This is a genomic window from Bifidobacterium sp. M3-N-101 (genome assembly GCF_023656805.1).
GTDB classification, from domain to species: domain Bacteria; phylum Actinomycetota; class Actinomycetes; order Actinomycetales; family Bifidobacteriaceae; genus Bifidobacterium; species Bifidobacterium breve.
In genome coordinates, this window is sequence record NZ_JAMOKQ010000003.1 from 190,794 (window position 1) to 215,147 (window position 24,354).

Genomic DNA, 24,354 nt, shown 5'->3' on the forward strand with positions numbered 1-24,354 from the left:
GCCCTTCGGCATTCTGGCACCCCGCGCTCCGGCACCCCGGCACCCCGGCGACCCACTCGCGTTGCCGGGGTGCCGTATTCGTTCTGCGCCATAATGTGCGTGATAGTGGAACCATGCCAGTGATGAATGATGAAGTGCCCGGCGTGGCCGGCATAGAGAGAGAAACAACCAGCATGGCACACGACGGCACCCGATTCACGTCGTCGCATGGATCATCCGATGGCCACTCGGTCACGACACCCACACGCAACACCAACCGCTGGCTGCCGGCTCTCAAAGCGGCCTTCCCGCTCACCATCCCCATCTGCCTGGGATTCCTGTTTCTTGGAGCCTCCTATGGCATTCTTAGCGGCACAATCGTGTACATGCTGCTGGTGCAGCTGGTGTTCTGAGAACTCCCCTCAGTCCGCTACGCGGACAGCTCCCCTCAGAGAGGGGAGCCAAAAACTCACAATTGTTGGGCCACCCAGTCAACGATATAGGGCGCGACTTCCTCGATCTGGTCAATCGCGACCTCGAACTCATGCTGTCCGCCGTACCACGGGTCGACCAAGTCAATCTGATCCTCACGTCCAGGCTTCGGCTTGGGCAGGTTCGGATCGAAGCTGCGGTACATATGCACTTCGGCACGCTTGCCGGCAGGCAGCATGCGCAGCAGCGAGTGCATATGCGAGGCGGTCATCGGCAGGAACAAGTCGGTACGCTCGATTTCCTCGCGGGAGATGCGATGAGCAAAATGATCGCGCGGGATCTCGTCGCCATATCCACGCTCGCGCAGCACGCGCACGGCACGCGGGTCAATCGGATGGCTCCATTCCTCATCGGAAACACCACTGGACTCCACATCCACCTGATCGCCCAGTCCGCGCTCATTGAAGAAGTGGCGCAAGATAATCTCTCCCATGGGGGAACGGCAGATATTGCCGGTGCAAACGGTCATTACGGTATAGGGCTGAGTGTCAGTCATCACGGTCTCATTCTTAATCGGGGCCATCACCGGCCAGTACGGATTATCACACGGTGAGTAATATGCAGAACCTCGTCAGGCGACCGAACCATCAACCGTCAACGAGGCCGCTGCATCACTTGGTCTTGCGCAAGATGCGGAAACGGTACGCGGCGATGCCGGGCTCGTCCTTCGCGGGCGTGAGCCACTCCCCTGCTTCAGCTTCATGCCAAAGCCCTGCTTCAACCAGCGATTCGACATCCGGAGCATAGGCATCGGCATCCACAGTGGCGTCAAGATCGGTCACATAGGCCTTATCCGCAAACGGCAGCGCCTCGAAGAACAGCTGTGCACCTCCGATGACCCAAATCTCAGAACGATCCAGACCGTCATCCGGAATCGCCTCCTGACGAGCCAGATCAAGCGCATCATCAAGGCCGGTGACCACGGTCGCCCCCGGCGCACGATACATCGGATCATGGGAAATCACAATGTTGTCACGGTTGGGCAACGGACGGTACTTCACACCAAGCGATTCCCAGGTCTTACGGCCCATAATCACCGGATGAGAGACGGTCAGCTCCTTGAAATGCTTCATGTCTTCAGCACAATGCCAAGGCATACCGCCGTTGAGCCCGATGGCGCCAGCGCGACCTTCCTTGTCGCGGGCCTGAGCCCAAATAAGATTCACCGAGAAAGTCTTTGGGAAATCATCGCCCCAGTCTTCTTCAGTGGCAGACAGCCCGGCAGATCCGGGCTCGGGTTCGTGATAGCCGCTACGGCTACTGTCATGCTCCATTTCGCTGTACTCCTTTTGGATTGCGGAACTGGGCCTTAGTGTAGTGGACAGCGCAGACTCGGGCCGCGTTCACGGCCCAAGTTTTATGCCCTGCGGACAATGCCTGGTCAGACAATATCAGACAGCAACAGGCGCCTTGATGGTGGGGTGATGCTGGTATCCGACGATGGTGAAGTCCTCATACTGGTAATCGAACAAGGAATCAGCCTTGCGGATTTCAATGGTCGGGTAAGGGTACGGGTCTCGGCTCAGCTGCTCCAGGAACTGGTCGACATGGTTGTCGTAGACGTGGCAGTCACCACCGGTCCAGACGAATTCGCCAGGTTCAAGACCAGCCTGCTGGGCCATCATCATGGTCAGCAACGAGTAGGAAGCGATATTGAACGGCACGCCAAGGAACATGTCACAGGAACGCTGGTACAGCTGGCAGGAGAGCTTGCCATTGGCCACGTAGAACTGGAACAGCGCATGGCAGGGAGGCAACGCCATCTTCTCCACCTCGGCCGGGTTCCACGCGGAGACGACCATACGGCGGGAATCGGGATGATTCTTGATCAGATCAAGCACATTGGAAATCTGGTCGATGGTGCGGTTCGGATCCTCAGGAGTGGGAGCCGGCCAGGAACGCCACTGCACGCCGTAGACCGGGCCCAAATCGCCGTTCTCATCCGCCCATTCATCCCAGATGTGGACGTTATGCTCCAGCAGCCAATTGATATTCGAAGAGCCCTTGAGGAACCACAGCAGCTCGTAGGCCAGCCCTTTGAAGAACACCGTTTTGGTGGTCAGCAGTGGGAAATACTGGGACAAGTCGAAACGCATTTGCTGCCCGAACAGGGAAATCGTACCGGTTCCGGTGCGATCGGACTTCAGCGTGCCTTCGGTCAGAATCTTGCGTACCAGATTCTCATACGGCATGGGAATGTCGGTTTGGGGGCGCGCAGGAATACGGGAACGGATATCTGCAAGTTGTTCTTCGGTCAAAGCCATACGCACCAGTGTAGCTTAGAGGCATAATAGAGACGTCCACATAAACGGGAGCACCGGTCACGAACCGTGCTTCCCCGCCGGTATCGGTCGATAGAGCCAGTTCGCCGACGGATGAAATGAAAGAGGATAGCCATGGGTAAGCGACTGTGGGTTGAGCGCAACAAGGACGGTTCATGGGATGCGTTCAGCGATGACGGCGCGCACATCAAGTTCGGCAAGGATCGCGGCCAGTTCACGCCGGGTGATCTGATGAAGGTCGCGCTGGCTGGTTGCGCGGCACTGTCCAGCCAGTTCGCCATCGAACACACGCTGGGTGAAGGCAAGGGCGCCAAGATTGTGGTGGATGGCACCTATGACGCCGACGGCGACGCCTACACCGGCTTTGACGAGCAAGTGGTGATCGATGCTTCCGACGCAGGCTTGAGCGATGAGGACGCCGACAAGCTCAAGGAGCGCGTCACCCGTCACATCGACAAGGGCTGCACGGTCAAGCACACATACGTGCAGGAAACCCCGGTGCGCATGAGCGTCACCGTCAAGCACTGAGACTTACTTGGCTCCCCTCTCTCAGGCTTCGCCTACAGACAGCCCAGTGAGCTGTCTGTAGGCGAAGCCTGAGAGAGACGGCAGTTGAACGAAGGTAGAAAAAACGAAGAGGCTCCCATTGGGAGCCTCTTTCCGTATTGAGACTTACTGCCGATCAGGATCGATGGTTTCCTCGATCTTCTTGGCCACCTCGGGCTCGGCCTTGGTCACCGGAATCTCCTCGACGCCGGCAATCTCCTCCAACGACTTGGTGGGCACATCAGCAGGCGAGCTCGGCACGGTGTCGAGACGAGACTCAGCAGCCTCCACATACTTGCGCGGCACCACATACACCGGTCCGGCTGCATGCTGCAGCAGTCCCTGACTGGTGGAACCCAGCAGCAGACCGGTGAAGCCACCGCGTCCACGAGAGCCTACAACCACTACATCATGGTCGAAGCTGGCCTTGGTCAACGCACTGACGGCCGGACCGGAGACGATCTGCTTATTGATCTTCAGGTCAGGATGGGCCTCCTGCAGGGGCTTGATACGCACCTCAAGGTCTTCCTTGTAGGATTCCATGACCGCGTCTTCGCCGTCAACGCCCTTCAGGTTCGGCACAGCGGACATCACATCCAGCTCTGCGCCCCAGACGGCAGCAAAGTCGGCGGCGATCTCCAGAGCTTTCAGACCCCACTTGGATTCGTCGGAACCGACAGCCACCTTGGTGATGGTGTTGTTCAAGTGCATCAGGTTGCCGTCATCATCGGTGTACGGAACCACCACAATCGGGCAGTATGCGTATGCCGGCAGCGACGAAGACGTGGTGCCCAGCAGACGCTCAGCCAAGCCTCCCTTGCCGCGGTTGCCGATAACGATGAGGTTGTAGTTGCGCGATAGTTCGACGAACACCGAAGCGGGATCGCCCGTGACGATTAGTGTGGCAGCTTCCACACCCTGCTCATCTGCGATGGCCTTGGCCTTGGACAGAATCTCCTGAGCATCGGAATGCGCGGCGTTGTCATCCCCCATCGCCGTATATGTGGCATCGAACGATACAGCAGCATAGCTCGGCAGGGAATACGCGCAGACAATCTGCAACGTGAGTCCGGCATGCTTGGCATAATTCGCGGCCCACCATGTTGCCTTATAGCTGGCATGCGACCCGTCAACACCGACGAGAATGGCCTTGTCGTTAATCATGACGACCTCCTTGAAGTTATTGCGATATGTAATATCGCGTACTTTCAACAATACCCCGCGACACTCGGATTTGCTGGCAAACTCAGCCGAAAAAGAACAACACGGAATTTTGCTGGACATGTCTCGCTTTGCCGTGGAATACTTCTCCCCACTCCATACAGCGCTGGTAAAAACGCAAAAAGCGCGCCCCAAGGGACGCGCTTCATAAGAGCAATGCGAGCTACAGAACGCGGCGAATGGAGTATCCGCCGGAGAACACGGAAGTGCTGGTCACCTGCGTTCCCAAGCCAGGAGACAGTGCGTTCATGACCAGACCATTGCCGATATAAATAGCTGCATGAGTGCCATTGGCAACGATATCGCCCGGCTGCGCTTGTGCGAGACTACCGACAGCAGTGCCCACACCGGCTTGTGCGCCGGAGGAGTGCGGCAGGGAGATACCGAATTGCGCGTATACGTACTGCACAAAACCGGAGCAATCCCAACCAGAGGGAGTGTTGCCGCCATACACATAGGGATAGCCGCTGAATTGGGAAGCAAAGCGGGCCACATCAGCACCGGAACCAGTGGCGCCGCCTAAATCAACCTGCGGAATCGCGGCACGTTGTGTCGAACGGCTCGCGGCCTGGGTCTGCGATGCCTGGGCCTGAGCGGCGGCCTGCTCTTCGGCGGCCTTACGGGCGGCGGCATCCTTTTCAGCCTGAGACTGCGTCTGCGGCACATCAAGGCTTTCCACATCACCCCAACTGGAATTGTCATCAGTGGAGGTGGCAGTCGATTCGGCAAGAATGTTCTTCTTGACCGTCGTCACTTTCGGGAAAGAGCGAGAAGACACCACAGCAGTGCCCGTATCGGCAGCGTTGACCGTTGGCGCCACACAGGCGAACATTGCGGCAGCGGCCGCAATCGTCACCAATGTAGAAGCAATGTGTTTAGCATTCATCATCAACACGGAACTGTAACACACCCGGGGCAATCTTCACCAGTCGAGCACAGCATCAACCGACTGGTCTCATAGGCAACACGCCGAAGCATCAATCAGCCCTATAACGCAATCGACTCCGACGCTGACGCAATCGGAGTCGATGTATAAAGCCTTTGGCGCTTACGGAATGCGCACCACCATGGTCAGGCGATTAGGCAACGTGCCGGCAAGCGCCACAACGCCGCCGGTCCAACCACCGTGAATGGCTTTGCCGCCTCCCACATAAAGACCAACATGATCATAGTGAGCGCCGCCATTGGTACCGTTGGTGTACTTGTAAATCAGGATATCGCCCGGCTGCAGCGAACCATCGGTCACCACATAGCCACCGGGAACATTGGCATACTGTTCCGGCCATCCATGGAAGCTGATACCACGGGCAGCCAGCGCGGCAGACACCAGAGCGGTGCAGTCCATCGCACTGCCGATCAAGGAGTACGCACGATCAACGGATGCCGCAGCACCAGCGGAAACACCGGCACCGGTATCGGCATAGCTCAACGAAGTACGAGCCTGGCTACGGCTGGCTGCAGCGGATTGAGCCTGAGCCGCTTGAGCGGCGTCCTGCTCCTTAGCGGCCTGCTCTTCGGCGGCCTTACGAGCTGCGGCTTCTTTTTCGGCCGGAGACTGCGTCTGTGGCACATTCAAGCTTTCCACATCACCCCAGCTGGAATTGTCATCAGTGGAGGTGGAAGTAGCTTCGGCGGTCAGGTTACGACGAACCTGCGAGTAGGACGGGAACGACTTCGTAGAGGTCACTGTGCCTTCATCGGCGGAGGCTGCGGGAACAACAGCAAACAGACACGCCACCGCCACACAGGACGCGAAAACAGAAGAAAGTGCTGATTTTGCCTTCATAAATCCTTCACCTTACACCGTGCCGGTTAATGGCCCAAAATGCGATGCCGTCTGCTCCCATTGGGAACATTGGATTTCTTCGGCGTGCCGAATGCGCCAGATCAGTAATGAATGTACTGCAGCGAGCCAGCCTCAGCAGCAGTGAACGAACGCGAGGAGATAACACCCAAACCCTTCACATTGGATTCGGATATCTCGATGGAACCATCGGCGTTGATCTTCTCGACCACGGCGACATGCCCATAGTAGGAATCAGCGCCTTGCTGGCCGGGCTGGAACACCACGACGTCGCCCACATGGCGAGGCGTGCTGTCCACCCAGTAGCCCAGCGCGCTGGCGCTGGAGGCCCACTGACCACCGTTACCGAAGCTGCCACCAACCGGCAGACCCAGCTCGGTGCGGCGCTGATAGGCGTACCACGTGCACTGACCCCACGGGTAAGTGTTTGACGCGCTCCTGCCTACAGCATGGTTCGGATTGAAACCAGCAGGCAGCACCGACTGATCCCCGTCCATCCACGCGGCAACCACCGGGTTGTTGGCGGTGTTGTGGTTCATCAAGTCGGTATTCAACGAGCTGTCCGAGTTGCTCAGGCCCCAGCCGCCCTCGTTGGAGGACTGCGTGGCATTGGCCGCGGATTCATTCAAATCGGTACGGGCCTCGGAACGGGAAGCGGAGCTCACATCGGTGACGCGCTTAATCTGCGTAGTCGTAGTGGCCGCATCGGCAAGCACCGGGGAATTCTCTTCAGTGTTGGCAAAAGCCATTGCAGTGGCGGCAGTGCCGGCCAAAGCTGCCAGAGAGGCAGAAGCAAGAATATGGCTGCGACGTTCAGCCGCGCGGGCGGCCTGACGAATAGAACGACGGGTCTGCGGAGCGATTTCGTTAATCTTCTCAGCTACCGCGGGATCAAGACCCAGCACGGCGGCATCGCTGCCGGCAGCCTGCATGGCACGAACGGCGCGAGCACGATGGGACCCTTTACCGGAGGCAAAAAATACCTTCGCTAAGCTGAACTGCTGGCGCGAGACCTTGGCCGCTTTGTGCGAAGCATGCTTCATACTGTAAAAACTCCTTGGATGGGCTCACGGGCACCTGATATGGGCGTCACCGTTCCGTCACAATTTGCTACTGTACAACGAACTGGGGCCAACGCCCAAACGCATAACCTACACTTCGGATGCGTCAAACGTTTTACTTCGTGTCCTGAAATCACCGGAAAAGTGCTTCATTCCAACCGTTTACCGCCTATTGTTCATCCGTTTATCGGAAAAGTTATGACACAGCTCCCCCACTCTGGCTACCCTTGGAATCATGACAGTGAACATTCCCGCATCGCTTAAACCCAGTGACGGCCGTTTCGGCTCTGGCCCCAGCAAGATTCGCACGGAGCAAATCGCCGCGCTCGACGCCGGCGCCACCACGCTGCTCGGTACTTCGCATCGCCAGACTCCAGTCAAGCAATTGGTCGGCTCGATTCGCGAAGGACTCACCGAATTCTTCCACCTGCCGGAAGGCTATGAAATCGCCTTGGGCAATGGTGGTGCCAGTGCGTTCTGGGAAATCGCCTGCGCATCGTTGATTACCCGCCGCGCCGCATTCGGCACGTACGGCTCGTTCAGCGCGAAGTTCGCCGCCTCCGCAGCCAACGCACCATTCCTTGAGGATCCGATGTTGTTCGCCGGCGAGCCCGGCACCTATCGTCTGCCTGAGCTCACCGAGGGCGTGGACACCTACTGCTGGGCCCACAATGAGACCTCCACCGGCGTTGCAGCGCCGATTCGCCGTGTGCCGGAAAGCTTGGAAGCTGGCGCGTTGACCGTTATTGACGGCACCAGTGCGGCAGGCGCCCTGCCGGTGGATATCAGCCAGACCGACGTCTATTACTTCTCCCCGCAGAAGGCCTTCGGCTCCGATGGCGGCCTGTGGGTGGCAGCGCTCTCTCCCGCCGCCATCGACCGTGCGGCAGGTGTTGAGTCCAGCGCACACCTCGAAGGCGCACGCCGCTGGGTGCCTCCGTTCCTCTCATTGACCAGCGCACTCAACAATTCCCGCAAGGATCAGACGCTGAACACGCCGGCCGTGGCCACACTCATCATGATGGAGAATCAGGTGCGCTGGCTGAACAACAACGGCGGGCTCGACTGGGCCACCGCTCGTTGTGCCAAGTCCGCTTCCATTCTGTACTCCTGGGCCGAGCGTTCCGACTATGCACAGCCGTTCGTCTCCGATCCGGAAGCACGCTCGAGCGCAGTGGCCACTATTGATCTGGACGAGCAGGTTCCGGCAAGTCAGGTGCTTGCCATTCTGCGAGAGAACGGCATCGTCGACTGCGCCGGATACCGCAAGCTGGGGCGCAACCAGCTGCGTGTCGGCGTGTTCCCGTCTGTGGAACCGTCTGACGTCACTGCTCTGACCGCATGCATTGACTATGTGGTCGAGCATATGTAGCGCAATCGTATCCAGCGATTCATCGACGTACAGGAGAGGGGCATGTATAGCCCCTCTCCTTTTTTGACGTTCCTGTTTACTATTGTCGTTGAGTATGAAGTTCGCGCCCATTATCGACCCAGCCGTCCGCAAACCCGCACCCAAACCCGTGCGAGTGGATTTGCGTAAGGCATTTGGCATGGGTACGGGCCTGTGGGCTGTGGCGCTGGTCATCGCCCTGATTCTACTGGCGTTTAATCACAGCACCCTTCCGCTGGTCATCATGTGCGCTGCTGGCGTGATTATCGGCGTGCTGCTGCTGATTTGGGAACACTTCGACCGCTGGGACTACCGCCGTCTCGGTCAATGATCATTGGGCCAACGGCAGTGTCAGACTGAACGTGCTGCCCTGTCCCGGCGCACTCCATACGGATACGTCACCGTGATGCGTCAGCGCCACATGCTTGACAATGGCCAGACCCAAGCCAACGCCATCCGCAGTACGTTCGCTCTGCGAGGAGCCACGATAGAACCGCTCGAAGATACGAGCTTGGTCTTTCTTGGCAATGCCCACGCCTTGGTCGATGACTCGGATTACCGCCTGCTCTCCATCCCTGGATTTGACCGCGGACACACTCACCGTGCCATTCGCCGGAGAGTATCCGATGGCGTTTTCCATAAGCTTGGTCACGGCACTGTCGATCTGGTCGGTCTCGCCGTTGATCACCAAGTCTTCATCGCCGGCGACATTGAGCTGGACTTTGGACTGGGCAGCCAGAGGTTCGAGACGTTCGGCCACTTGCCGCAATTGTCCCATCACATTCAGTCGGTTGGCCGAAGACGGCGTAATAGGCTCCTGCGCACGGATCAGCAGCAGCAAATCAGATACCATGTGGTTGAGCTTGCTGCAGCTGGATTTCACCTGCCGTGCATCGTCCATCACCTGTCGCTCATCAAGGTTTCCCGCCTCCAAAGAATCAGCAAGCTTGGCCAGGGCATCAGTGGGGCCGAGCAACTGTTCAGACACGTTCGTAATGAATGAATCACGCACCTGGGAGAACCGAATCGCCTCACTTACATCGGCAATCAACACCACGATGAAATGCTCATTAATGCGCCCCACAGTAACTTTCAGCCAGTTCGGTCGATGCACCGATCGTGTCTCTACATGATTGATTCTGTTCTCGGCGCTGTCGTACCGTTCGGGAGTGGCGGTGGTCAAATCGAACTGACGTTTGCCGCCGGTTTGCCGCACCTCATGCACGGCATTTAATACCTCTTGCTCCGCAATGGCATCGTCCGAGACCACACCCAATCGGTAGGCGGACGGAGAGCAACGCACCACATCATCATTGTCATCAATCACTATGGATGTGGTCGGCAGCATGGAGAGCAAGGCCGCGGTATCGTCGCACAGGTCGTCATCCTCGTCATCGTCGATGAGCGGGGAATCCAAGGAAATGCGATGCGTCACGAATCCCACCACCAGTACAACGACTAGTACCAGCAACACAACGGCCGCAACAATGAGGGCAGCCACAACAGGAAACGGCATCGATGTCATACTTTCATTGTTCCACACGTGCGGCGGCATTCACGTGCGACCGGCACGCCGATAACATGAATTTCGGGTGAACAACCCAATGAACAGTAGAACAACTTGAGGTTGCCATTATCTACATTGAAGTAGGAACGGAATGCTGGAATAATACACTGGTACAGGTTGCACAACGAGAAGCATGAAAGGCTGGAGAAATGCGCGTTATTTTTAACGAGGAGCTGAAGCAGGTTGCCGATGACCTCGACCGCATGGCGCAAGATGTGCGCAAAGCGATCAAAGGAGCTGGGGATGCTCTGCTGAATCAGGACGTTGAAGCCGCTCAAACCGTGATTGATGGCGACATCGAAATCGATGCTTTGGAGTCCTCCGTTCTCGACCAGTGCGTGAAGCTGCTCGCCAAGCAGAATCCGGTGGCCACCGATCTGCGCGTGGTGGTTTCCACCATGCGTCTGGCCTCCACATTCGAGCGTATGGGCGATTTGGCCCGTCACGTGGCCGAAGCCGCACGCCGCACGTACCCGGCTGCCGCAATCCCGGAATCCGCTCAACCGGTATTTGCCGACATGGTCGCGTTCCTGGACAACACCGCCGATCAGCTGGTGGCCATGCTCACCGACCGCGATGCCAAGACCGCTGAGGCCATCATTCTGGCCGATGACAAGCTGGACGAGCTGCATCACCGGACCTTCGACCTGGCGCTGTCCGACGAGATCACTCGTCAGCAGACCGTAGACATCGTGCTGCTGGGCCGCTTCCTGGAGCGCCTCGGCGATCACGCCGTGTCCGCCGCCCGCCGTGTGGTCTACATCGTCTCCGGCTTCGACCCCACCAAGGAGCCGACCCGCGACGAAGGCACCGACATCGACTGATAATTGAACACTTATCCTCCTGTGGCTTGAGGAGGATGCCCGAAAAGCGGCGATCCGGCTACGGCTGGACGCCGTTTTTTTGTTGCTTTTAGGCGGTGCACCGGCATATCCACCACGTAGCAAATGTCTCACCACGTAGTGAATCTCCCACCACGATGTCAGCCGAATTTTGCATTTCGCGGAATTCCGCCGTTTTGGGACACCACGTGGTGGGCATTTCACAACGTCGTGGGTATTTCACCTCGCGGTGGGGAGTTCGCTTCGTGGTGGAGCGGCACAAACCGTTTGAAACTTGTTTCGGCATAGCAAAAGGGAGTCGCACGATAATTGTGCGACTCCCCTAATGCTTACCGTATTAGCGGCTTAGGCTCACTTCTGGCCCTGAGCAGCGACAGCGGCGGCACCGGCGGCGGCAGCCTCCGGGTCCAGATACTCACCACGCGGCCTGATCGGCTTGAAGTTCTCGTCCAGCTCGTAGAGCAGCGGGATAGCGGTCGGGATGTTGACCTTGGCGATCTCATCCTCGGACAGGTTGTCCAGCATCTTGACGATGGCACGCAGGCTGTTGCCGTGAGCAGCAATCAGCACGGTCTTACCAGCGCGCAGCTCCGGCTCGATGGCGGACTCGAAGTACGGCTTCACACGCTCAACAACGTTGGCCAGGCACTCGGCTTCCGGAACCGGATCGCCGGCGTAGCGCGGGTCGTTATTCTGGGCGTACTGGTCGTTCGGGTCGATCTCGGGCGGCGGAGTGGCGTAGGAACGGCGCCACAGCATGAACTTCTCGTCACCGTACTCTTCGCGAATCTCGGTCTTGTTCTTGCCCTGCAGAGCGCCGTAGTGACGCTCGTTGAGACGCCAATCACGCTGAACCGGAATCCACAGGCGATCTGCGGCATCCAGAGCGATGTTGGCGGTGTTGATGGCGCGACGCAGCAGGGAGGTGAACACGATGTCCGGAAGGACGTTCTTCTCCTTGAGCAGCTCGCCGCCACGCTTGGCTTCGGCTTCACCCTGCTCGGTCAACGGTACGTCGACCCAGCCGGTGAACTGGTTGGTTTTATTCCATGCGCTCTGTCCATGACGGAGCAGTACTAATTTATAAGTCATACGGTTCAGTCTACAGCCGTATGCCGCCAAACACGAGTATCCGTCTTAGATATTTCATCTCAATTAGGTCACAACGCCGCGTTCCTTTTCCCGGCTCCCTTCCCAAGGGGAGCTGTCGGCGTAGCTGACTGAGGGAATTACAGCGCTACGGAAAGTGCAAGCACCACTGCGAACAGCAGCGTCTGGAAGCTGGCAGCACCCAAAGCGGGGCCAAATGCATGCTTCTTGACGCTGGAAATCATACGCACCGGCACACCCGCTCCAGAGAGCAGCAGCACCACACCCCACGGCCACCATAATGTGCCGCACATCAGTAGGGCAATAATCCATGCAATAGCACAGCACACAATCAGCAACGTGCGTGCACCGGACTCCCCCATACGCACGGCCAGTGTACGTTTGTTATGTTCGCGGTCTTCGTCGATATCACGTAGGTTGTTCACCATCAGTATGTGGCAGGAGAACAATCCTGCCGCCACGGCACCCAGCAGACCGCCGACATCCACCATGCCACACAGCGCATATTCGGTGCCCAACACTGCGGACAGACCGAAGAACAGGAACACGCCGACCTCTCCAAGACCGACATAACCGTACGGATGCTTGCCACCGGTGTAGAACCAGCCGGCCACTAGCGAGGCCGCGCCCACGGCAAACAGCCACCATGCTTGGGAAATCACGATGGCGGCAATGCCGCAGACGCAGGCGATACCTGCACAGATGATTGCCGCAATGAATACGTGCTTGGCCGGCACCAGACCGGATTCGGTCAGCCGCTGCGGTTTGCCGGATTGCGATTCACTACCACCACGTCCGGCATCGGTACCGCGAACGCCATCGGAGTAATCATTCGCATAGTTGACGGCGATTTGCAGGAACAGCGCCACCAACAGGCACAGGAAAGTCACCGTCCAGAACCGACCTAACAGCAGATCCTGCTGCGCCCGGTTCGCGGCGCAATAAGCCGGCTCAGGATAGATTGCGACGCAGGTGCCCATCTGCTCGATATGCACACGAGCCATCGCCGCACCCACCATCACCGAGGCGATGGAGGTGGCCAACGTCTTGGGACGCGCACCCTTGAGCCACAAACCAATGGACATAAGCAACCTTCTTTCCGATATAACTCGGCTCCCCTCTCTGAGAGGAGCTGTCACCGTAAGTGACTGAGGGGAGTCGCTGGCGGTATCACCCTTCGACTCCCCTCAGTCTCACTTCGTTCGACAGCTCCCCTCACCCGAGGGGAGCCGGAAATAGGTTTCAGCCAACCAGCGGCTTGACCAGCGGGAAGGTGATGGTCTCGCGAATCGTGGCACCGGTCAGCGCGATAAGCAGTCGGTCAATGCCCATGCCCATGCCGCCTGCCGGGGGCATGCCCACACCAAGGGCCTCGAGGAAGTCCTCATCAATATCGCAGGCTTCCTCGTCACCGGCGAGCGCGTCCTTGGCCTGAGCCACGAAGCGTTCGCGCTGCACGATCGGATCGTTGAGCTCGGAGTAGCCAGTGGCCAGCTCGAAGCCGCGCACATAGAGATCCCACTTCTCCACCACGCCGGGCTTGGTGCGGTGCCCCTTGACCAGCGGGGAGGTTTCAACCGGGAAGTCACGCACGAAAGTGGGCTCGTAGAGCTTGTCCTCGTAGAAGTGCTCCCACAGGTGCTCGACGAGCTTGCCGTGGTTCTCCACGTCGTCACGCTCCACACCGAGCTTGTCGGCAATCTCGCCCAGATGCTCCACGGAGGTACCGGGGTGCTCGGGGCCGCCGTTCGGCACGATTTCCTCGCCCAATGCCTCGGACAGGGAGTCGTACATGCTGATGGTCTTCCATTCGCCGCCGAAGTCGTATTCAGTGCCGTCGAGCAGCGTGACCTTGTGCGAACCGTAGACGTCCATAGCGGTCTGCTGCACGAGTTCCTTGACCAGCTGGCCGATGGAATCATAGGTGCCGTAGGCCTGGTAGGCCTCGACCATAGTGAACTCGGGAGCATGGGTGGCGTCGACGCCCTCGTTGCGGAAGTCGCGGTTGATCTCGAACACACGGTCGATGCCGCCGACCAGGCAGCGCTTGAGGAACAGTTCCGGGGCGATGCGCAGGTACAGATCCAGGTCGAAGGCGTTCATGTGCGTGGTGAACGGACGGGCGGCCGCGCCACCGTGCAGGGTCTGCAGCATCGGGGTTTCGACCTCGAGGAAGTCGTGGGCATCGAAGGTGCGACGCAGGGATGCCACGGCCTTGGAACGATTGCGCACCATGTTGCGAATGTTCTCGTCCGCGATCATGCCGATGTACGGCTTGCGGGTGCGGGTGTCTTCGTTCAGATCCTTGTGCAGGGCCGGCAGCGGCTGCAGAGCCTTGGATGCGATGGCCCATTCGGTGGCGAATACGGACAGCTCACCGGTCTTGGAAGCGATGACGCGACCCTTCAGGTACAGATGATCGCCAAGGTCAACGAGCTGCTTGAACTGCTTCAAGGAGTCGGCTCCGATCTCCTTCTTGGAGATCATGCCCTGAATCCTGGTGCCGTCGCCGGCGGACAGCTGCACGAAGCACAGGCCGCCAGCGTTGCGCAGGAACAGCACGCGGCCGGCGATGCCGACCATGTCTTCGGTCTCCTGGCCAGCTTCGAGCTTGCCGTCGTACTTGGCGCGTACCTCTTCGATGGTGTTGGTCACATCAAGGTGCACCGGGTAGGGGGCAATGCCGGACTCAAGCATCATCGCGCGCTTGGCCACGCGCATCTGCACCTGCTCGGGGTGACCCAGCGGGCCGAACTCCTTGTTGGAGGGATCCACGGCCTCGTCCAGCGTGGCGCCGGACTTGATTTTCTCACGGATAGTGGCATCCTGCTTGAGCAGCATTTCCGCACGCTCAACAGTGCTCATCTGCGGGACTGCCGGGGTTTCGTTCTCAGTATTTTCAGTGTTCTCAACAACTTCAGCCATGGTTCATCAGTGTACGCAAAGCCTACGATTAAGAACGACATGCCGAGTTGCTTTGTCCAGCACCATAATGTAATATCTACGACTGTTGCCAAAACGGGCTGTAGCGCAGCTTGGTAGCGCGCTTCGTTCGGGACGAAGAGGCCGCGGGTTCAAATCCCGCCAGCCCGACCCATAAGGAGAAACGTTGATCTTTCAACGTTTCTCCTTTTTTTGTTTTATCCTCACCAAGTATCACTATCCACATCATTATTTTGGGTTCCGAGACTTAAAGAAAGTCGGCGGATTCTAGTGGTGGTTGCAACACCTGTGTTGCAACCACCACTAGAATCCGCCAATCAACGGTTCCATCCACCGACGCAATGGCAATATCTTCGGGAATGCGCATTTGCACCCAGACAGACTTCTTGGTCGATCGAGCACCACCACATGCCATCGCTCCACAAGTAGCCGCATTTTTCGCAGCTCAAACTAACAATATCGGAACAGGCGCCGCAGCTGCGTTGCTCGCAGCACTGCCCGTCATCATTGCCTATCTATTTCTTCAGCGATATTTCATTGCTGGAATGGTTGCAGGTGTCGAAAAAACATTATTCAAGTGCAGCACGACTCTGAATAAATACCGGCACAAGGAATAAGCATTCAAAGCAACACATGCTCATGGCATTGTTGATGGCGCACCGTAACATATCGCCCGAATCAATCGATCGCTGCTTCCGTATGCAATACCGTGAAATCTCATGAGAGGAAATATGAAGAAGAGCTTGCTTGCGCTGGCCTCAGGCGCATTCATTCTCGGCGCCGCCGAGTTCGTGATGATGGGCATTCTGCCGCAGGCCGCAGCCGCCACCGGCGTGGACATCCCTACCGCCGGCCACTATATTTCCGCGTATGCCATCGGCGTGTGTTTCGGCACATTGATTCTGGTGTTCGGCCGCAAAGTGCCACCAAAGGATCTCATTATTGCGTTCATGGTTATCGCCTTGATGGGTAACCTGTTCTCCGCATTCTCAGCCAACGCTGCCATGCTCGTCATTGCGCGATTCATCTCCGGTCTGCCGCACGGCGCATTCTTCGGCACCGCCACGCTTATCGCCAAAACCCTGGCCGATAAAGGCAAAGAGGCGCAGGCCGTATCCATAATGGTCACGGGACAAACTTTGGCCAATATGTTGGGCGTGCCGGCAGGCACCTTGATGGCCGAGTTTCTCTCCTGGCGTCTTGCCTTCGGCATTCTGGCCGCATGGTCCGCAATGACGATAGTGCTGTCACTGGCATGGATTCCATTCGTGGCACCAATCAAAGATGCCGGCATCGCCGGTCAGTTCAAATTCCTCACTCGCCGAGGCCCCTGGGTGATCTTGGCTGCCGTGTTCACTGGCAACGCAGGCGTGTTCTGCTGGTGGAGCTACATCTCTCCCTGGCTGCAAAAGACTGGTGGCTGGTCATCTTCCCTCGTACCAATGCTGATGATGCTCGCCGGATTCGGCATGGTAGTTGGCGGCATCATCGGTGGCCGTATTACCGATCGGTGGCGTCATGCCGGCACTGCCGCTCTCGGCCAGTCCATCTCCTGCATTGGTCTGCTGCTTGTGGTGCTGCTGCCCGGCAACCATGGCACTACCGCGTTGTTGACGTTCTGGATTGCATTCGGATTGTTCTTCATCTCCGCACCGCAACAATTACTGATGACCGAGGCCGGTCAGGGAGGCGGCGAACTCATTGCAGGAGCCGCCGTACAAGTGGCATTCAATTTTGGCAATGCCATCGGCTCGATTGTGGGCGGTGCTATGCTCACTTCATTCTCCATGAACTACCGCTTCACCGGTTTGGGTGGCGTTCCTCTCACCCTGCTCGCAGTCGGCCTGCTCACGTTCTACTCATGGCGATGCGAAACGGACACCGAGGCCATCCATCGCATGCGTGAAATCAAGGTCGACTGAGACCAAGCTCACAGCCTATTCCCTGACGTGTCTGTGCACAGTATTAATAGACTGGAATCAGACGCGATTCAGGGAGGTCTCTCGTGGCTGACGAAGAAGCATTGCTCAAACAATTTGCCGCACAATTCGCTCACGGCCCGAATGATGCTGACGACACAGACGCAGCGGCCGCGGCACAACACGCGAACAACCCAGAAAATCAGGCCGCGACCAACGCCGAACAATCGTCAACGAGCTTTGACACCCAACAATTCCTGAACGGATTGGACGCGATTTTCGACCGTCATGCGGCCGCCACCGAAGCCGGCCCGTATTTGGAACAGGCGATGGTTGACGCAGAGAATGCCGGCGATGAAGCCGGACTGTTGACCGTACTCAACGAAACAATGGGCTTCTACCGTTCGCAAGGACGTCATAAGGACAACCAGTGGATCGTGCAGCGAGCTCTGGAACTGGCCGCTCGCATGGGCCTGACCACCGGCACATCCGAAGCATGGGCCACCACGCTCATCAACTGCGCCACCGCCATGCGCGCCGCCAAGCAATATGACCAGGCCGAAGACCTCTACCACCAGGCCCAGGATGTATGCCGTCATTCGCTGGCGCCCACCGACCGCAGACTTGCGGCGCTTCACAATAACCTCTCAATGCTCTACAGCGAAACGAACCGACCGGATAAGGCCGAGCTTGAGCTGCGCGAAGCACTCCGCATCATCGAAGCATCGAGCGTGAACCCGGACGAGGATATCGATGTGGCCAGCTCGCATACAAATCTGGCGCTGACCTTGCTGACCGAGCACAAGCTGGAAGGCGCCCACTGGCACGCGGCCAAGGCATTGGATATCTATAAGACCGGTCATCTGGAGCATTCCGCACATTACGCCTCCGCATTGGCCGGCTACGCGCAGGTATGCTTTGCCGAAAAGCGATATGCAGATGCCGTCGCCGGGTACCGTCATGCGCTGGACGTGATCGAGGAATGCTACGGCAAGGACACCGATTACTGGCGTATCACCGAAGACAATCTGCGGCAGGCCGAGTCCCAGGCACAAGCCGCGGGTATCGATATCGTTCCGAATGACACTACGGATGCAACCACTGCGTCCGCACAGGAAGCGACCAACGCCGGCACCTCTTGCCAAAATTCCACCGATGCACCAGTCATGCCGACTGCCTTGGTATCCGATTCCGCCGCAACCGCCACTTCTGTAGTTGGAATTTCCGGCCTGAAACTGGCCCGCGCTTTCTGGACGCAGGTCGGCAAACCGATGCTCTCGACAAAGTACCCACAATATGTTTCTCGCATCGCCGCCGGTCTGGTGGGACACGGATCGGAATGCTATGGGTTCGATGACGCATATTCGCAGGACCATGACTTCGGCCCGCGATTCTGCCTGTGGCTTTCCGATGAGGATTACACCGCCATAGGCGAGCAACTGCAGACCGATTATGACGCGCTGCCCCGAGACTTCAGCATTGACGCACAAGGGCATGCGGTATTCTCCACGAATACCTCGGCTATTGCAACAGACCATGGCACTCCCTCCCCCGCCACTCCACGCGCACAGGGCGCAAACCGACGCGATGGCGTGTTCCGTATCGGTGATTTCTTCGAGTCGATCACCGGATACCGCACCGCTCCGGCACAGACTTCGCCTCACGAATGGTTGATGTTGGATGAGGCCACACTGGCCGCCGCCACTAATGGCGAGGTGTTTGCAGACCCCACCGGGCAATTCTCCAAGACCCGCCAAGGATTCAAAGATATGCCGGACGATATGCGACTGGCACTGATTTCCAAGCGTTTGGGCATGATCGCACAAGCCGGTCAATACAATCTGCCACGTTCGCTGAAACGTGGCGATGGCGCCGCCGCATGGCTGTCCATCCACGAGTTCGTGAATGCCGCCTCCTCATTGGTGTTTCTCATCAATGTGCCGATGGTGGCCGGCTATCTGCCGTACTACAAATGGCAGTTCGCGGCACTGCGCAAGCTGTCCAAATCGATGTTCGCGCTGCTGCCTGATGTGGCCGAACAACTGGAAAGCGTAATGCGTCTGAGCTCAGCGGCTTGCTACGGCGGCGCCGGTTTCGGCGAGGGCGGCAAGGGTTCCGCCCCGGCGATTGACCAAATCAACGGGATTGTGGAACATATCGCCGCAGAGATTGTCAAGGAACTCCAGAGGGAACACCTGACCACATCAACCGAAACCTTCCTGGAATGGCAACGGCCTTACATTGAAGATCACATCGCCTCCAACGATCCAGTGCTCAAGAGTTTGTGAGGCTCGAAGATGACCGACAACCTTACCACCGACGAACTGCGTGAAACCATTGTGCACCATGAATGGAACCAATTTCAGCACACCAATAACGAGGGCGGCCGTGCCGCCTGCCAAGGCAATTGGCCGGTTTTCCACCAGATGCGTTTGGCCCAGTTCCTCACATGGGAACGGCCATTGCTCTCCAGCTACGCCGCTGATTTGGACGAAGCCGACCACGTTGGCCGCAATCTCGTCACCGAAAAATACGGCCGCATGATGGCCTCCACCGCACCCGACGACTTCGCAAAGAACATCGAACCGTACATTCCGCGCCTGACTGAATCTCGTGTGTCCAGGCAAGAACAGGTAATCGCCCAGCAAGTGGCGTGGGCCGCCGATTTCCGTTCGCGGTACCCAAAGCTTGGCGAGGCGATGCGCGTGCTGACCACCGCCGAGGACACGCCAACGACCACCTCATTTGAAACATATCTACGCGGCGAACTCGGCACATACTCCGACATGACTTTTGACCTCTATGAAGCGATGATCCGCGAACGAGCCGACACAACCCCTCAGCACAACATCACCGAAGAAACTTTGCTGAACACCGTGCAACTCGGCGGGTTCAGCACTCTTGACGAGGCCGAGGCGGCTCAACGCTGACGCTGCGCGCACCACAACTACAGGCTGAATAGACCCCAGAATGCCAGTGTAGTGCATGTAGCGAGCGCGGCCACCACCATGATGATGCCGGCCGCACGGCGAGCGCCCATGATGTCTGCGCGGTGACGCCATAACCGCTCCGCGACCACGGCGAACAGCAGTACCAGCACCACCGTCAACGCCTGCAATACCCGCCATCCGATGCCGAAAAGCCGCGGATGCGGCATAACATATACAGCCGCCACCCCTACGGCACCCATATACCCGTACAGCAGCACGGTAATCACCATTATCGCAACGCCTAAGCCGGCAATAGGCCCTGCAACACCACGTGGCATGGCCCGCCACGCCAACACAGGATTGGCATGCATCGCACGCCGATCGCGCAACATGTACAGGCGGTTACCGTCAACGACTATTGCATTACGACGCCGGTGACGGTTGCCGTCATCGTCAACATGCGTACCGGCATCTCTCCGATACGGCTGATTCCATCCGACAGGCATGTTTCGTCCTGGTACACGCCGATCCAACGCACCGCGCATGCGCAGCCAATCCACAATATCCATGGCAATACCAAATATGACTGCAACGAGCATAAGCACCGGGCCTGCAATCATGATGCCCGCCAACACACCAAGCGAGCCGATAATACCCGACTTGGTTTGCTGCGGTGCCGCAAACTGCTGATGAGGATGCACTCCGGCGATCTGTGGCGTGGCCCATCCGTCAGCCTGAGCACCTGCGGCAATACCATTCACCCAGTTCTCCAACGCCTGCGTATACCCTTGCGCCAACGGTAGATTCAGCGTGAACAGTCCCTTGCCGGCCCGCATCTGATGGTTGCCGACAAAGTACCGCACAGTAACGTTCTCATTGCCTGCGCTGCGAGCCGCGTCAATGATGCGCTGCGCACCTTGCTCAATGGGCATGGCGGTGTCATAAGCGCCGTAATTCACCAGAAGCGGCATGGTCAAAGAACGCAGGTAATGATCGGCATCGAAATCGGCATAGGCAAGATCAAAAGGAGCGTAGTTGAGCGACATGAGTTTGGCCGTGTCTTTGACCACAGGAGCGGGCGCGCCGGCTTCATGCATATAGGCGCTGACGGCCATGGCCATTTGCTCGCGACCTTTAAATACTGGTGCCGAAGTCAGGACGGCAAAAGCGATATCCTGCCGCTTGGATGCCAGAATCGTGGATATCCATGTGCCTTCGGATTCGGCGTAGATGCCGGTTTTTGCCGGATCGACGCCTGCAGTGCTACGCAACACATCCAAAGAACTGCTGTATTCGCGGGCGAATCGCTGGTAGTCGCGATGCAGCACGGTGTAATTGTCATTGCGCTTGGCCGGAACCAGCGTCACAATACCGGCGGATGCCATAGCGTTGGCAATGTCGCCGAAGTCCTCGGCCCCGCTGGTGCCGGATCCATGGATGAACAGGCAGGCCGGGCGACTGCCAGGCGCATCAATCGGCTCCCGCAAGATGGCCGGCAACGTGACTCCATCGTCCACTTCAATAGACAACTTCGTTTCACGAGTGCGATATCTGCCCTCATGCGGAATGTCCGCATGAGCAGGAGCAATAGCGGGATCAGGCGAGGAAACGGCAATATGATCGCTATAAGGCCGAGTGCTCCACTGCGGCATCATCGCCCAGCCAAGCAGGGAGAACACTAACGCAATCACCACCGCAATCGCAGCGATATTCAGCACTCGCCGCACTGTGATCCGCGTCATCCGTTCTACCTCCCCCACAAGCATAGAACGCCTTACTTCAGATATCGCATAGTACCGAAGTATGATTTCTTAGCCCCTCAGTCAGCTGTGCTCGCAAAGGGGCTTGCCAAACAATACGAGTTATTTTTTCTTCACGGCGCCCATAATGGCCCACACGATAGCTATGGTCACCAAGACCACGCCCACTATTGCGCAGACAATAGCCACCAACACCTGCGGATCAGCGGCGAACTGTGTGATCAGCATATCGGGGAACGTCACGCCGAAGAGCAACCCCAGTGCGCCAATCAATACGCCCAATAGACCGAAGACAACGGTCAGTGTACTGATGCTGCTTTTCTTGGCAGGTTCCATCCTTGTGCTCGACTGAGACTGAGCATCCACATGCTGTGCGGATGAGGCGAATTCCGCATTAGGCGAAGTTCCAGATGCAGTCTGTTCATTCCCCGAGCAAGCGTTGCCCGCCGCATAGAGCGGAATGTCGTTTGCGGGCGGAATTGACGTATCGGCAACCGCCTCCAGAGGAATCGTCTTCTCGTGGTCGTCCGACACGATATCTTCGGATTCCTGATTGTCGTCAGCAGCCGGAATCACCGTCGTTGCCGAACCATCAGCCGCCGTAGTCATTGGCCGAGTCTCATCAATACTGCCGTCAACCACGGGCAGGGCCGAGGTCTCCACCGCATCTGCAGCTGTTGGCAGCACCTCGGTCTCAGCCGCCGTTTCATTATCGGGCGAATGCAGCACCTTGGTCTCGTCTGCATCGTCGGATACCGACAGCGGACGGGTCTTGGCCTGGTCTTCGATGGTCTTCAGTTCCTTGGTGTCGTCGCTCATCATTCTGCCTTCCCTGAGTCCTCGGTGTATCCGTTCGTCGTATCGAAGTTGTTCCTGAATTGCATATACGTCGACCCTTCCCAATCCGAGATATAGATCATATTCACCCGGGCGCCGGCCGAGAAGGGGATGTCTACGAGCAGCTCAGGGCCATTTGCCGGCATTTTGCTATCGTCCGTCATCCAGGCATAGTTGGTGTCATAGCTGTCGATGGAATACCCCTGATCGGTATCGGAAAACCCGATAAGGTCCACCGTGTCATATATCACCGCATACTTGCCGCCCATGCTGTTGCTGTACGTGTACCCGCGCCACGCACTGCCAATGCCGTAGGAGCACCCGTCAGGAAGAATGATGTGAACCTGAGCCTGAACCGCGGATATGGTGATGGTTCCCGCCGGGCAGTTGCTGATGGACGTATTGCCATTCGACAATTCCAGCTTATGAGGCGCATGGCTGCTTTCCCAATCCGACAGGTCAAGCACAGCCTGGCTGGAGTCGTAGTCGTCACCGGAGAACCATACGCCCCTCACGAGTTTATCGAATGTCCGTTGGCTGGAATCCGCATAAAACTGGTCGTTGACCTGCACCTGGTTCATACCATACGCGTCCACCGACGCATGGCCGCCAGCACTGGACAGCGTGATATCCGTGTAACTGATATTGGTATGCGTCGCATCGTAATGGCGGATGGCATACGTACCGCTCGCGATAATCATGCACATCGCGCAGGCTCCGGCCATCAAGCCCAGCGGAATCAGTCCACCTGCACGACGCCCCTTGAATCCCAGCACAATGACAATCAGACCCATCACCACGCATACTGCGGAAATCCATATGGTGCCCACGCGCACGATGCCACTGACGTCCATGTCATATTCCCAAATCACCGCCATAACGGCAGCGAAAGAAATGAAGGACAGTCCCAATACGCTCAGCACCACAACCGGGCCGGCCGGCTTGCGGCGGGTGGAGGAACGCGGCGCCGCAGCCGCGACAGGATTGGGCATTGCATACTTGCCCGCAGGGATGCCATCTACCGGCATCGCCGCAGAGCCGCTTGTGGGATTATACGGCCGCTGCCCCGCCTGCGGAACAGGCTGTGAAACATATGGAACCGACTGTGAAACAGGTTGTGAAACATATGGAGGCATCGTTGCAGACGGTTGCATAGAGGGGTTCGGTGCAAGGTTATTCGGATTATTCGGTCCGTTCGGATTATTCGGCGGCGCGGTGGACTGACCACCGTGGTACCCGAAACCGTATCCTTCCTGCTGACGAACACCGCTTTGCGCAATCAGCCACAGCACCAGAGCGGCGAGCGCAATGCACACCCAGCCGGCGCCTGGAATCAGCACAGCCACAGCCATAAACAGGAAGCAGCCAAGACAATTCCAATCCCACTGGCCTTCAATCAAATCTTCGGCGAGAATCTGCCCGCTGCGCACATCGGGAATGAGAAACCATCCCATTGCGTATAGCGCCGCGCCAAAACCAAAGAACAGCGTGGCCACAATCATCAGCGCACGCACTAATGTCGGACTCCAACCGAGACGCTGCGCGATACCACTGCATACGCCGCCAATCCAACGATCATTGCCGCGGATTAATCCGGAAGAACGCACCCATGTAAAGAAACGCCGCGGAGCTTTGCCCGGCTGCGGCTGTTGATACGAATTCATATGTGGA

General features: G+C 57.9%; 22 protein-coding genes, 1 tRNA gene and 1 pseudogene. 10 read left to right on the plus strand and 14 right to left on the minus strand.

Annotation, left to right across the window (positions count from 1 at the left end; genetic code table 11):
• Nucleotides 1–263: 263 nt before the first annotated feature.
• Nucleotides 264–356: pseudogene (locus NBH12_RS10930) on the plus strand (branched-chain amino acid ABC transporter permease); the annotation flags it as partial.
• 92 nt (nucleotides 357–448) lie between these two features.
• On the opposite strand, the gene NBH12_RS03455 reads toward NBH12_RS10930, so the two are convergent.
• The 3 genes from NBH12_RS03455 to NBH12_RS03465 form a co-directional block, all read right to left on the minus strand.
• Nucleotides 449–967 carry a low molecular weight protein-tyrosine-phosphatase gene (locus NBH12_RS03455; RefSeq protein WP_025222076.1) on the minus strand — a complete coding sequence of 173 codons (519 nt, stop codon included), beginning with the start codon at nucleotides 965–967 and terminating at the stop codon, nucleotides 449–451.
• A gap of 115 nt (nucleotides 968–1,082) precedes the next feature.
• A complete protein-coding gene (locus tag NBH12_RS03460) occupies nucleotides 1,083–1,745 on the minus strand; it encodes a dihydrofolate reductase (RefSeq protein WP_052822100.1) in 663 nt (220 codons plus the stop codon).
• Between the two features lie 117 nt (nucleotides 1,746–1,862).
• Complete coding sequence (locus NBH12_RS03465; protein ID WP_015439172.1) at nucleotides 1,863–2,663, minus strand: thymidylate synthase; 801 nt, start codon at nucleotides 2,661–2,663, stop codon at nucleotides 1,863–1,865.
• Between the two features lie 204 nt (nucleotides 2,664–2,867).
• Between NBH12_RS03465 and NBH12_RS03470 the strand changes: the two genes are divergently transcribed.
• Nucleotides 2,868–3,281, plus strand: a complete 414-nt coding sequence (locus NBH12_RS03470; protein WP_003829986.1) for an OsmC family protein — start codon at nucleotides 2,868–2,870, stop codon at nucleotides 3,279–3,281.
• Between the two features lie 144 nt (nucleotides 3,282–3,425).
• Here NBH12_RS03470 and NBH12_RS03475 read toward each other — a convergent pair whose 3' ends face one another.
• The 4 genes from NBH12_RS03475 to NBH12_RS03490 form a co-directional block, all read right to left on the minus strand.
• Nucleotides 3,426–4,463: a universal stress protein gene (locus NBH12_RS03475; protein WP_032738308.1), complete on the minus strand. Its 1,038-nt coding sequence runs from the start codon at nucleotides 4,461–4,463 to the stop codon at nucleotides 3,426–3,428.
• A 220-nt stretch (nucleotides 4,464–4,683) separates the two neighbouring features.
• Nucleotides 4,684–5,409: a C40 family peptidase gene (locus NBH12_RS03480; protein WP_052822101.1), complete on the minus strand. Its 726-nt coding sequence runs from the start codon at nucleotides 5,407–5,409 to the stop codon at nucleotides 4,684–4,686.
• A gap of 159 nt (nucleotides 5,410–5,568) precedes the next feature.
• Nucleotides 5,569–6,306, minus strand: coding sequence for an NlpC/P60 family protein (locus NBH12_RS03485; protein WP_003829978.1), 738 nt, complete (start codon nucleotides 6,304–6,306; stop codon nucleotides 5,569–5,571).
• A 101-nt stretch (nucleotides 6,307–6,407) separates the two neighbouring features.
• Complete coding sequence (locus NBH12_RS03490; RefSeq protein WP_052822102.1) at nucleotides 6,408–7,367, minus strand: CHAP domain-containing protein; 960 nt, start codon at nucleotides 7,365–7,367, stop codon at nucleotides 6,408–6,410.
• Between the two features lie 253 nt (nucleotides 7,368–7,620).
• On the opposite strand from NBH12_RS03490, the gene serC reads away from it, so the two are divergent.
• Together serC and NBH12_RS03500 are read left to right on the plus strand one after the other, a co-directional pair.
• Nucleotides 7,621–8,757: a phosphoserine transaminase gene (serC, locus tag NBH12_RS03495; protein ID WP_052822103.1), complete on the plus strand. Its 1,137-nt coding sequence runs from the start codon at nucleotides 7,621–7,623 to the stop codon at nucleotides 8,755–8,757.
• A 94-nt stretch (nucleotides 8,758–8,851) separates the two neighbouring features.
• Nucleotides 8,852–9,106 carry a hypothetical protein gene (locus NBH12_RS03500; protein WP_003829971.1) on the plus strand — a complete coding sequence of 85 codons (255 nt, stop codon included), beginning with the start codon at nucleotides 8,852–8,854 and terminating at the stop codon, nucleotides 9,104–9,106.
• Here the strand turns inward: NBH12_RS03500 and NBH12_RS03505 are convergent, their stop codons facing one another.
• Entirely contained in the window at nucleotides 9,107–10,300 is a 1,194-nt protein-coding gene (locus tag NBH12_RS03505) for a sensor histidine kinase (RefSeq protein WP_250819180.1), read from the minus strand. It lies immediately after the preceding gene.
• A 191-nt stretch (nucleotides 10,301–10,491) separates the two neighbouring features.
• Between NBH12_RS03505 and phoU the strand changes: the two genes are divergently transcribed.
• Nucleotides 10,492–11,166 (plus strand): phosphate signaling complex protein PhoU, encoded by a 675-nt coding sequence (gene phoU / locus NBH12_RS03510; protein ID WP_003829968.1) that lies wholly within the window; start codon nucleotides 10,492–10,494, stop codon nucleotides 11,164–11,166.
• A 369-nt stretch (nucleotides 11,167–11,535) separates the two neighbouring features.
• Here the strand turns inward: phoU and NBH12_RS03515 are convergent, their stop codons facing one another.
• The 3 genes from NBH12_RS03515 to lysS form a co-directional block, all read right to left on the minus strand.
• On the minus strand, nucleotides 11,536–12,276 hold the full coding sequence (locus NBH12_RS03515; RefSeq protein WP_052822104.1) for a phosphoglyceromutase: 741 nt from the start codon (nucleotides 12,274–12,276) through the stop codon (nucleotides 11,536–11,538).
• Nucleotides 12,277–12,413: 137 nt separating this feature from the next.
• Complete coding sequence (gene menA, locus NBH12_RS03520) at nucleotides 12,414–13,379, minus strand: 1,4-dihydroxy-2-naphthoate octaprenyltransferase (RefSeq protein WP_021649288.1); 966 nt, start codon at nucleotides 13,377–13,379, stop codon at nucleotides 12,414–12,416.
• A gap of 157 nt (nucleotides 13,380–13,536) precedes the next feature.
• Nucleotides 13,537–15,219, minus strand: a complete 1,683-nt coding sequence (lysS, locus tag NBH12_RS03525) for a lysine--tRNA ligase (RefSeq protein ID WP_003829965.1) — start codon at nucleotides 15,217–15,219, stop codon at nucleotides 13,537–13,539.
• Between the two features lie 94 nt (nucleotides 15,220–15,313).
• Between lysS and NBH12_RS03530 the strand changes: the two genes are divergently transcribed.
• The 5 genes from NBH12_RS03530 to NBH12_RS03550 all read left to right on the plus strand — a co-directional run bounded on the left by NBH12_RS03530 (nucleotide 15,314) and on the right by NBH12_RS03550 (nucleotide 20,086).
• Nucleotides 15,314–15,387, plus strand: a tRNA-Pro gene (locus tag NBH12_RS03530).
• Nucleotides 15,388–15,578: 191 nt separating this feature from the next.
• On the plus strand, nucleotides 15,579–15,854 hold the full coding sequence (locus NBH12_RS03535) for a maltose ABC transporter permease (RefSeq protein ID WP_223261670.1): 276 nt from the start codon (nucleotides 15,579–15,581) through the stop codon (nucleotides 15,852–15,854).
• A gap of 114 nt (nucleotides 15,855–15,968) precedes the next feature.
• Nucleotides 15,969–17,159, plus strand: coding sequence for an MFS transporter (locus tag NBH12_RS03540; protein ID WP_106631012.1), 1,191 nt, complete (start codon nucleotides 15,969–15,971; stop codon nucleotides 17,157–17,159).
• An 83-nt stretch (nucleotides 17,160–17,242) separates the two neighbouring features.
• Nucleotides 17,243–19,444 (plus strand): DUF4037 domain-containing protein, encoded by a 2,202-nt coding sequence (locus NBH12_RS03545; RefSeq protein WP_016462564.1) that lies wholly within the window; start codon nucleotides 17,243–17,245, stop codon nucleotides 19,442–19,444.
• Between the two features lie 9 nt (nucleotides 19,445–19,453).
• Nucleotides 19,454–20,086 carry a DUF4125 family protein gene (locus NBH12_RS03550; RefSeq protein ID WP_003829960.1) on the plus strand — a complete coding sequence of 211 codons (633 nt, stop codon included), beginning with the start codon at nucleotides 19,454–19,456 and terminating at the stop codon, nucleotides 20,084–20,086.
• Nucleotides 20,087–20,103: 17 nt separating this feature from the next.
• On the opposite strand, the gene NBH12_RS03555 is transcribed toward NBH12_RS03550, so the two are convergent.
• The 3 genes from NBH12_RS03555 to NBH12_RS03565 all read right to left on the minus strand — a co-directional run bounded on the left by NBH12_RS03555 (nucleotide 20,104) and on the right by NBH12_RS03565 (nucleotide 24,347).
• Entirely contained in the window at nucleotides 20,104–21,828 is a 1,725-nt protein-coding gene (locus NBH12_RS03555; protein WP_016462566.1) for an alpha/beta hydrolase family protein, read from the minus strand.
• Nucleotides 21,829–21,948: 120 nt separating this feature from the next.
• Nucleotides 21,949–22,668 (minus strand): hypothetical protein, encoded by a 720-nt coding sequence (locus tag NBH12_RS03560; protein ID WP_025332432.1) that lies wholly within the window; start codon nucleotides 22,666–22,668, stop codon nucleotides 21,949–21,951.
• The gene (locus NBH12_RS03565) at nucleotides 22,665–24,347 is read right to left on the minus strand and encodes a PspC domain-containing protein (protein ID WP_025332433.1); all 1,683 of its coding nucleotides are present in this window, start codon (nucleotides 24,345–24,347) and stop codon (nucleotides 22,665–22,667) included. Before NBH12_RS03565 ends, NBH12_RS03560 begins: the two co-directional genes overlap by 4 nt.
• Between the last annotated feature and the right edge of the window lie 7 nt (nucleotides 24,348–24,354).

Bases quoted from the DNA above. Each gene is read 5' to 3' on its own strand.
- NBH12_RS03565 (WP_025332433.1), bottom strand. From the start codon at position 24,347: ATGAATTCGTATCAACAGCCGCAGCCGGGCAAAGCTCCGCGGCGTTTC.
- NBH12_RS03515 (WP_052822104.1), bottom strand. From the start codon at position 12,276: ATGACTTATAAATTAGTACTGCTCCGTCATGGACAGAGCGCATGGAAT.
- NBH12_RS03535 (WP_223261670.1), top strand. From the start codon at position 15,579: ATGGCAATATCTTCGGGAATGCGCATTTGCACCCAGACAGACTTCTTG.
- menA (WP_021649288.1), bottom strand. From the start codon at position 13,379: ATGTCCATTGGTTTGTGGCTCAAGGGTGCGCGTCCCAAGACGTTGGCC.
- NBH12_RS03480 (WP_052822101.1), bottom strand. From the start codon at position 5,409: ATGATGAATGCTAAACACATTGCTTCTACATTGGTGACGATTGCGGCC.
- NBH12_RS03540 (WP_106631012.1), top strand. From the start codon at position 15,969: ATGAAGAAGAGCTTGCTTGCGCTGGCCTCAGGCGCATTCATTCTCGGC.
- NBH12_RS03465 (WP_015439172.1), bottom strand. From the start codon at position 2,663: ATGCCGTATGAGAATCTGGTACGCAAGATTCTGACCGAAGGCACGCTG.
- NBH12_RS03470 (WP_003829986.1), top strand. From the start codon at position 2,868: ATGGGTAAGCGACTGTGGGTTGAGCGCAACAAGGACGGTTCATGGGAT.
- NBH12_RS03555 (WP_016462566.1), bottom strand. From the start codon at position 21,828: ATGACGCGGATCACAGTGCGGCGAGTGCTGAATATCGCTGCGATTGCG.
- phoU (WP_003829968.1), top strand. From the start codon at position 10,492: ATGCGCGTTATTTTTAACGAGGAGCTGAAGCAGGTTGCCGATGACCTC.
- serC (WP_052822103.1), top strand. From the start codon at position 7,621: ATGACAGTGAACATTCCCGCATCGCTTAAACCCAGTGACGGCCGTTTC.
- NBH12_RS03485 (WP_003829978.1), bottom strand. From the start codon at position 6,306: ATGAAGGCAAAATCAGCACTTTCTTCTGTTTTCGCGTCCTGTGTGGCG.
- lysS (WP_003829965.1), bottom strand. From the start codon at position 15,219: ATGGCTGAAGTTGTTGAGAACACTGAAAATACTGAGAACGAAACCCCG.
- NBH12_RS03455 (WP_025222076.1), bottom strand. From the start codon at position 967: ATGACTGACACTCAGCCCTATACCGTAATGACCGTTTGCACCGGCAAT.
- NBH12_RS03460 (WP_052822100.1), bottom strand. From the start codon at position 1,745: ATGGAGCATGACAGTAGCCGTAGCGGCTATCACGAACCCGAGCCCGGA.
- NBH12_RS03560 (WP_025332432.1), bottom strand. From the start codon at position 22,668: ATGATGAGCGACGACACCAAGGAACTGAAGACCATCGAAGACCAGGCC.
- NBH12_RS03500 (WP_003829971.1), top strand. From the start codon at position 8,852: ATGAAGTTCGCGCCCATTATCGACCCAGCCGTCCGCAAACCCGCACCC.
- NBH12_RS03490 (WP_052822102.1), bottom strand. From the start codon at position 7,367: ATGAAGCATGCTTCGCACAAAGCGGCCAAGGTCTCGCGCCAGCAGTTC.
- NBH12_RS03505 (WP_250819180.1), bottom strand. From the start codon at position 10,300: ATGACATCGATGCCGTTTCCTGTTGTGGCTGCCCTCATTGTTGCGGCC.
- NBH12_RS03550 (WP_003829960.1), top strand. From the start codon at position 19,454: ATGACCGACAACCTTACCACCGACGAACTGCGTGAAACCATTGTGCAC.
- NBH12_RS03475 (WP_032738308.1), bottom strand. From the start codon at position 4,463: ATGATTAACGACAAGGCCATTCTCGTCGGTGTTGACGGGTCGCATGCC.